We start from the raw sequence: 6,580 nt of genomic DNA on the forward strand, positions 1-6,580 counted from the left end.
TACCAAGACCGAGAAATGCTTTTCCCATCCCGATCCAGCAGCCGGTATGGCTCCGGTCAAGTTCGATTCCGCGGTTAAAGGTCTGGACAGCAGCCTCATACTTCTCTTTTGCAAGCTGTGTCTCACCTTTCTGACAGTATGACGTTGCCGGGCTTGTCTCCTGTCCTCCAATCCAGTTCCGTATGCCCATCAGTTCCTCATGTGAATGGTATGTTCAGAGGAGATAAAGAGTCCCTCAGAAGAATTCTCCCTGGATGGCGATGACCTCCTGGCTGTCCCTTGCCTTGGCATAGGCAGACAGCGGTTCTTCGTTCAATTGTAAAAAACGGATTCCCCAGCTGACTTTTCCAAGTATCTCCTCTGCCTGCGCCTGTTCTCCCAGAATGACAAGTGCCGCAGCCATCGCCTCCATTGAGGTCAGCCGGAAGGGTTTTCCAAAGTTCACCGGGTTTGCCGCAAGCAGGTATGGAAGGGCCCGTTTGAACTTCCATGACCTGACCTGATTCGTGTCAAGGACTTCCCATGAGCAGTCAAGGGCGGTAATGGTTCTGGTCTTCTCCCGATCGGCTGGTGAGAGGGCCTGTTCTGCCGTCGGATCAAGGATAAGGCTGGTCCGGGGGATGGCTGACAGCCGGGAGAAGAGCCTGACCATCCCTGCCCGTTCAAGTTTTTTCATCGTGCACTTTCTGGGGTCACAGGAATTGTCGCGGTATGCGAGCAGGGGGATCATACCGCATCATCCTGTGTTTTTGGGTGTGGATGTGATCTCTCCTTCTCCTGTGACTGCGTCCGATTGACGATCTCCCTGACAATATCACGGGAGCTGGTATAGGGTGAACCGGAGTAGGCGGATATTCTCACGACCTTTGCGATGATATGCTGTTTTTGTAATGCTTCTGTCAGGGTATCCGGATGAAAATGCTGATTACACCCAAGGGTTATGATATCCGGCTTTATCTCACGGATTGGCCGGAACATATCCTCCAGATCACCAAGGACTGCATGGGTGACCGGTTTTAAGGCTGCTACCATCTCCCGTCGCTGCTCTTCAGGGATGACCGGCCGGGGCTTGTGCCGGATATTCGCATCACGGGCAACGATGACCCAGAGTTCATCCCCCAGTTTTGCCGATTCATACAGGTACCAGAGATGCCCTGGATGGAGGATATCAAATGTTCCGGTTGCAACAACACGGATCATGGTACCACCTCAAGCCGCACCGGTCTTCCTTCCGGGGAAAAGCACCGCCAGTCGTCCGGCCCATACGGATATCCGACGATGATATGGCGGCTGCCGCTTACCGCGAAGAACCTGATATCAGCGTCAGAGGGGAAGAGCGTCCCGTTTGGATGACTGTGGGCACTTCCGGTCACATGCAGATTGAGGGGGACCATTTCAAAAGGAACCTGGGCACTTGCCTCCCCTCCGATTGATCCTGGTATCAGATTAATATCAGAGATGACTCCCGATTCGGCCGTCAGGAGTGCGGCAAACTCCCGGGGATGTGACTCCCGGCCCATGGCAAGCAGAAGATCCAGGGCACTTTTTTGTATTGCGGAAATATTCATACGATGGTTGTAACCTTCTTATTCATCGGCTCTGATGATACAAGGCTATTGTGCTTAGAACGGCCCGTCCTGTTCAAAACTTCTTCCATATTTCAGTGCCAGTTCTGCCTTGTACAGTTCTGCACCCAGATATCCGGCATGATCAAAGAGAGATACGCCGCCCGTCTGGAGAATGGTGTAAAGTATATCCTGCCACCGGGTCCCTTTTATCGCCTTTCCGTTTCGTATCGCAACGATATACCCGTCCTCGATGCCTATCCGGTAATTGCCACAGGGGTCATAGGTAATCTCCTGGGGCATGGGACTGGCCAACATGATCTCTTTATATGCAAGGGGAGGCTCTCTCCGCCGCCTCTTTTCCTTTATGAAAAAAAGGTCAATGCCCAGATCCTTGGGATAGGGTCGGCCGTCCATCAGGGCCATCATCATGGTCGCGGTTCGCATCTCTGCAACACATCCCTTTGTTTTGTCACTATGCTCGCTGCAGAAGATGACTGAGGAGCCGGTTTCATATGCCATCCCCGCAAGGAGGGCACACATACCGACAGAGTCCGCATCACAGAGTTCGATGACATTTCCTGCACCAAAAAAGAGCGGATACCCGGGATCGGAAAACCAGCCAAGAGACTGCACCAGCCCGGAACCGCAGGGGTGAAGCACCGGGTCGGCGATGATCCGGGAGATCCCGCACTTCTCTGCCTTCTGAATATTTGCTAAAAGCCCGGCCTCTCCGGGCACAATGACTGCACCGCATCCGGCCTCTGCGACTCTCTTTCCAATCAGGGGGATATTCTTCTCCTGAAGAGAGAGGATAAGATCTGCCCGGACAAGGGATGCCTCAATGAGGGCCGGATCCTGGGTATCTGCTGCAAGCGGACTCTCAATATCGCCCAGCTGGTCAAATACTGCGCGAACATCATCAGGTGATGCATCAAATCCAAATCCAAGATCCACGATATCGGCCCCTTCATCAAGGAAACGAAGAACTTCTGACCGGATATTCGGGTGTTTATGTGCATCCATGATCTCAGCAAGAACTTTTATTCTGGTGCCTCCTCCGATCTTCACTCCCCGTATAGTGAATGCAGGCTCCTTCTCCTCCTCCTGCTGTGTTATTTGGGAAAACGCCCCTTTTCGTCGTTCCTCTGAGAGGAATTCATCCGCCGGAATGTCACGGGAGAGTTCAATCTTCCCGAGCAGTGGAAGCACAAGGCTGAGATCAGCGGCATGCCGTGGTCCCCGGTAGATTGGAATGCCGGTCTCCTGTTCCACATCAAGAAATGATGCAGTACACATCCCTGAAACAAGGACAAGATCATAGGAGGAACCGGCCAGAAGAAGGTCTCTGAGTTGTGCCGGTGTCAGGAAAGAGGCAAGTTCTCCGGTCACCACAACATCCGCGTCAAACCCATGTGCAGCCTCCTCCACGATGGTATACGTAACTCTTCCGGTAGGTAGTAGGATCCGCATCACCCTTTCCTTAATACCGGGAAGATAAAAAGAATACTATAGGAAGGGATGCTGAAAGCTGATCTTCATATCCATACCTCCTATTCAAAGGACGGGGAGAGCACCGTCGCACAGGTTCTTGCCGCTGCTGCCTGGGCAGGGATGGATGTGATTGCAATAACGGATCATGATACCATGGAGGGGTACCGGACAGCCTGTGACCTTACCACTGATATTCTGGTTCTTCCTGGTGTTGAGGTTTCAACAAAAGAAGGTCATCTGATCGCTCTTGGAATAGAGCACCCCCCGGCTCCTGCCCGCCCGATCCTGGATACCATAGCAGAAGTACGCAATGCCGGTGGCATTACCATACTCCCACATCCCTTTCATCGGTACCGTCACGGTGCTGCCCTGAAATGTGCGGGAGCCTTTTCTGCTGCTGATGCGATTGAGGTCTACAACAGTCGGTATGTTATTCCCCATGCGAACCAGCGGGCGATGCGTCTTGCACGGGCAATGGGAAAACCGGCAGTTGCCGGGAGTGATGCCCATCATGCCCGGTTTATCGGGTTTGGGAAAACGCTGATCGATGCGGAGAAGGATGTCCCCTCGGTCCTCCGGGCGATCAAAGAAGGAAAGACACAGCCGGCCGGGAGAAAGACGCCGGTGCGGATTTATACGAAACAGTCATTGCGGAACTCATGGCGGAAGATCCGGGGCAGACTTCACAAGTAAGGCTTGCCTTTCGGATTGGGTACATCGGGTCCTCGTTTTTCGGCTCACAGTACCAGCCTGATCAGCGGACGGTTGAGGGTGAGATTGTGGCCGCCTGCATGAGAGCTGGGATCATACAGAACCGGAATGAGGCACGAGTCGCCCTATCAGGAAGGACTGACCGGGGGGTGCATGCCCGATGCCAGATCCTCGCACTCTCAACTTCTGTTCCGGATCGTGCAATCCGTGCCCTGAACGGACAACTCCCCCCCGACATCTGGGTAACGGCATGGGCCTTCGTGCCGGATTCATTCTCCCCGCGGCATGATGTGACAAGCCGGACGTATCGGTACTATTTCAGCAGACCTCCTCAAAATGTTCCTGCAATGAGGGATGCAGCAGCAGAATTTGTGGGAAAACACAACTTTCAGTGTTTTGCCAGGATTGAACCTGGAAAAAGCCCGATACGGACGATTGATGGGATTGCGATCATTATGGACGAAAACGGATGCCGGCTTGAAGTCACAGCGCAGAGTTTTCTCTGGCATATGGTCAGATGTATTGCTGCATCACTCCTTCAGATATCAGAAGGGACCCTGACGATCGAGGAGCTCAGAAGATACCTGTCCGGGGTCTGTACAAACAAGATAAAGCCTGCCCCGCCCGATGGTCTGATCCTCTGGGATGTCCATACAGACCTTGACTGGCACAGAATACCGGTGTCAGGGCTGAAGGCTGGGAGAATCCGGAAACAGTCAGAAGAACTGCATCTGCTTGGAACCGTGTACTCGCTTCTTCTGACTGATTGACCTTTAAAGGTCCTGTTCAACCCTGTGGATCATGGTCCTGATATCCAGCCAGATGATCAGGTCATTCTTCTCACGGTCAGAGGTTTTTGTCTTTTTCCTGATGATGCCCAGGATATCCCGGTCACTTTTCTGTGAGGCATGAGTATCCCGGTCAATCTCCTCATGGGTATAGGTGGAGACCGCGAGCACGTCATCAACCAACACACCAATCATCTTCTCTGAAACACTGGCATCAAGAACGATGATTCTAGCCTTCTTCTTCCCATCCGCCTCCTGTGTGATATGCATCATCTCTTTCAGGTCAATGATGGTGGTGATGACTCCCCGGAGATCGATGATTCCCTTGATAAATGACGGTGTGTTTGGAAGCGGGGTAATCTCGGTTGTGTTGATGACTTCCCGTGTATCAAACAGGTCGATGGCGAAGAGTTCATTTCCAAGGATGAATTCTACAACCTGAAGATTCCCGGTGCCTTTTTTCGCAGCCCGTGCCGTTTGTACCGATGCCTGTGTGATCACCGGTGCGTTCTCTCTGGCGGTATCATGATGGTCGTAGTCTACAAGAAATGTGCCCATACTGTCTCCCAAGCCCCCGGTTCTTTCTATATACCGGAAATGTTTCGCATTTCATCATTTCAGGATGTAGGTTCATGAAACTTTCGTTTCTGGCAGGATTTGTCCGCATGGTGTGGTGCCGCTTCATGTTCGGCGGAAGAGATGCAGTTTTCTTATTTCGGAGATAACTTGTATTCAAATGAACGGTCCTCTTCCGGAAGAAGTCCTGCACCGGTGGTTTGGGTACACGACATTCCGGCCTGGGCAGAAGGAGATTATCACAAAGGTGCTGGAGGGGCAGGATGTGCTTGCGGTCATCGCCACCGGCGGGGGCAAGTCACTCTGTTACCAGATACCGGCACTGATCAGGGAGGGAATCGGGATAGTCATATCCCCTCTGATTGCCCTCATGAAGGATCAGGTTGACTGTCTTGCAGAATCCGGTATCCCTGCCGCATTTTTAAACAGTACCCAGGATTTCAGGGACCGGCGAAGTATTGAAGAGTCCATTCGTGACGGCTTACTAAAAATCCTCTACATCTCCCCGGAGCGACTGGTCCAGCCTGTGTTTCTGGAATTTTTAAAATCAATCAGAATCAGCCTCTTTGCGATTGATGAGGCTCATTGCATCTCACAGTGGGGGCATGAATTCAGGCCTGAATACCGGCAGCTCTCAGTGATCCGGAGAACGTTTCCGGAGGTTCCGATAATTGCCCTGACGGCAACAGCAACGCCGTCTGTTAGAAATGACATCATAACCGAGCTCAGCCTGCACAGCCCGGCTATCTTTGTTGGCTCGTTTAATCGTGAGAATCTCATCTATCGGGTTGAGAAGAAGGAGGACGGCGAGCAGCAGCTGGTCAGGTTCTTGCAGACTCATCAGAATGAGTCAGGGATTGTGTACTGTTTTTCCAAAAAACAGGTGACTGATCTTGCAGCAATGCTTCAGAAAAACCGGTTTTCAGCACTTCCCTACCATGCAGATCTGCCAAAATCAGTGCGTCATGAGACGCAGGACCGGTTCCTGAGGGACGAGGTTCGTATCATTGTTGCGACGGTTGCCTTTGGAATGGGGATTAACAAACCTGATGTGCGTTTTGTGGTTCATTATGATCTCCCGAAAAACCTTGAGCATTATTATCAGGAGACCGGACGGGCCGGGAGGGATGGGGACCCTGCCGAATGTCTGCTGCTCTATTCACGAGGGGATTATCGGAAGATTGAGTACCTGATTGAGCAGATGGCAGACGGAACCGAACGACAGGTAAGTCTTCGAAAACTGCATGAGATGGTCGGGTATTGTGAGTCCCGTGCATGCCGACGTGCCGTCCTGCTGACATATTTTGGCGAACCCTGGGATAAACCAACATGCGGGAACTGTGATTCATGTCATTCAGGACGAAAGACCATTGATGGGAGGTATCATCTGTCGGTGATAACTGCCTGCATGGATGAACTCAGCGATGATTACGGGGTTTCATACCT

9 protein-coding genes are annotated in these 6,580 nt (G+C 52.1%); 3 read left to right on the forward strand and 6 right to left on the reverse strand.

The genetic code is table 11. The annotated features are described in order from the left end of the window. The 5 genes from PLA23_RS08980 to PLA23_RS09000 form a co-directional block, all read right to left on the reverse strand. Positions 1 to 190: tetratricopeptide repeat protein (locus tag PLA23_RS08980; protein ID WP_324474914.1), on the reverse strand; the 190-nt coding region annotated here is incomplete at its 3' end. A gap of 45 nt (positions 191 to 235) precedes the next feature. Further along, the gene (locus PLA23_RS08985) at positions 236 to 730 is read right to left on the reverse strand and encodes a DUF367 family protein (protein WP_324474915.1); all 495 of its coding nucleotides are present in this window, start codon (positions 728 to 730) and stop codon (positions 236 to 238) included. Further along, positions 727 to 1,200, reverse strand: coding sequence for an FAD synthase family protein (locus PLA23_RS08990; protein ID WP_324328138.1), 474 nt, complete (start codon positions 1,198 to 1,200; stop codon positions 727 to 729). Before PLA23_RS08990 ends, PLA23_RS08985 begins: the two co-directional genes overlap by 4 nt. Then, positions 1,197 to 1,568, reverse strand: coding sequence for a Mov34/MPN/PAD-1 family protein (locus PLA23_RS08995; RefSeq protein WP_324328136.1), 372 nt, complete (start codon positions 1,566 to 1,568; stop codon positions 1,197 to 1,199). The genes PLA23_RS08990 and PLA23_RS08995 overlap by 4 nt, the downstream gene beginning before the upstream one ends. A 54-nt stretch (positions 1,569 to 1,622) precedes the next feature. After that, a complete protein-coding gene (locus tag PLA23_RS09000) occupies positions 1,623 to 3,038 on the reverse strand; it encodes a dihydropteroate synthase-like protein (RefSeq protein ID WP_324474916.1) in 1,416 nt (471 codons plus the stop codon). Positions 3,039 to 3,086: 48 nt separating this feature from the next. Here PLA23_RS09000 and PLA23_RS09005 point away from each other — a divergent pair, with 48 nt between their 5' ends. Together PLA23_RS09005 and truA are read left to right on the forward strand one after the other, a co-directional pair. After that, positions 3,087 to 3,752 (forward strand): PHP domain-containing protein, encoded by a 666-nt coding sequence (locus PLA23_RS09005; RefSeq protein ID WP_324328132.1) that lies wholly within the window; start codon positions 3,087 to 3,089, stop codon positions 3,750 to 3,752. Next, positions 3,719 to 4,540 carry a tRNA pseudouridine(38-40) synthase TruA gene (truA, locus tag PLA23_RS09010; protein WP_324474917.1) on the forward strand — a complete coding sequence of 274 codons (822 nt, stop codon included), beginning with the start codon at positions 3,719 to 3,721 and terminating at the stop codon, positions 4,538 to 4,540. The genes PLA23_RS09005 and truA overlap by 34 nt, the downstream gene beginning before the upstream one ends. A gap of 3 nt (positions 4,541 to 4,543) precedes the next feature. Here truA and PLA23_RS09015 read toward each other — a convergent pair whose 3' ends face one another. Then, positions 4,544 to 5,116 carry a chemotaxis protein CheW gene (locus tag PLA23_RS09015; protein WP_324328127.1) on the reverse strand — a complete coding sequence of 191 codons (573 nt, stop codon included), beginning with the start codon at positions 5,114 to 5,116 and terminating at the stop codon, positions 4,544 to 4,546. 178 nt (positions 5,117 to 5,294) lie between these two features. Here PLA23_RS09015 and PLA23_RS09020 point away from each other — a divergent pair. Next, on the forward strand, positions 5,295 to 6,580 hold a 1,286-nt coding region (locus PLA23_RS09020), incomplete at its 3' end, for a RecQ family ATP-dependent DNA helicase (RefSeq protein WP_324474918.1).

This window comes from Methanospirillum sp. (assembly GCF_035406105.1).
Lineage (GTDB): Archaea > Halobacteriota > Methanomicrobia > Methanomicrobiales > Methanospirillaceae > Methanospirillum.

Excerpts from the sequence above, each read along its gene's own strand:
- PLA23_RS08990 (WP_324328138.1), bottom strand. The coding sequence starts at position 1,200 with ATGATCCGTGTTGTTGCAACCGGAACATTTGATATCCTCCATCCAGGG.
- PLA23_RS08995 (WP_324328136.1), bottom strand. The coding sequence starts at position 1,568 with ATGAATATTTCCGCAATACAAAAAAGTGCCCTGGATCTTCTGCTTGCC.
- PLA23_RS08985 (WP_324474915.1), bottom strand. The coding sequence starts at position 730 with ATGATCCCCCTGCTCGCATACCGCGACAATTCCTGTGACCCCAGAAAG.
- truA (WP_324474917.1), top strand. The coding sequence starts at position 3,719 with ATGGCGGAAGATCCGGGGCAGACTTCACAAGTAAGGCTTGCCTTTCGG.
- PLA23_RS09015 (WP_324328127.1), bottom strand. The coding sequence starts at position 5,116 with ATGGGCACATTTCTTGTAGACTACGACCATCATGATACCGCCAGAGAG.
- PLA23_RS09000 (WP_324474916.1), bottom strand. The coding sequence starts at position 3,038 with ATGCGGATCCTACTACCTACCGGAAGAGTTACGTATACCATCGTGGAG.
- PLA23_RS09005 (WP_324328132.1), top strand. The coding sequence starts at position 3,087 with ATGCTGAAAGCTGATCTTCATATCCATACCTCCTATTCAAAGGACGGG.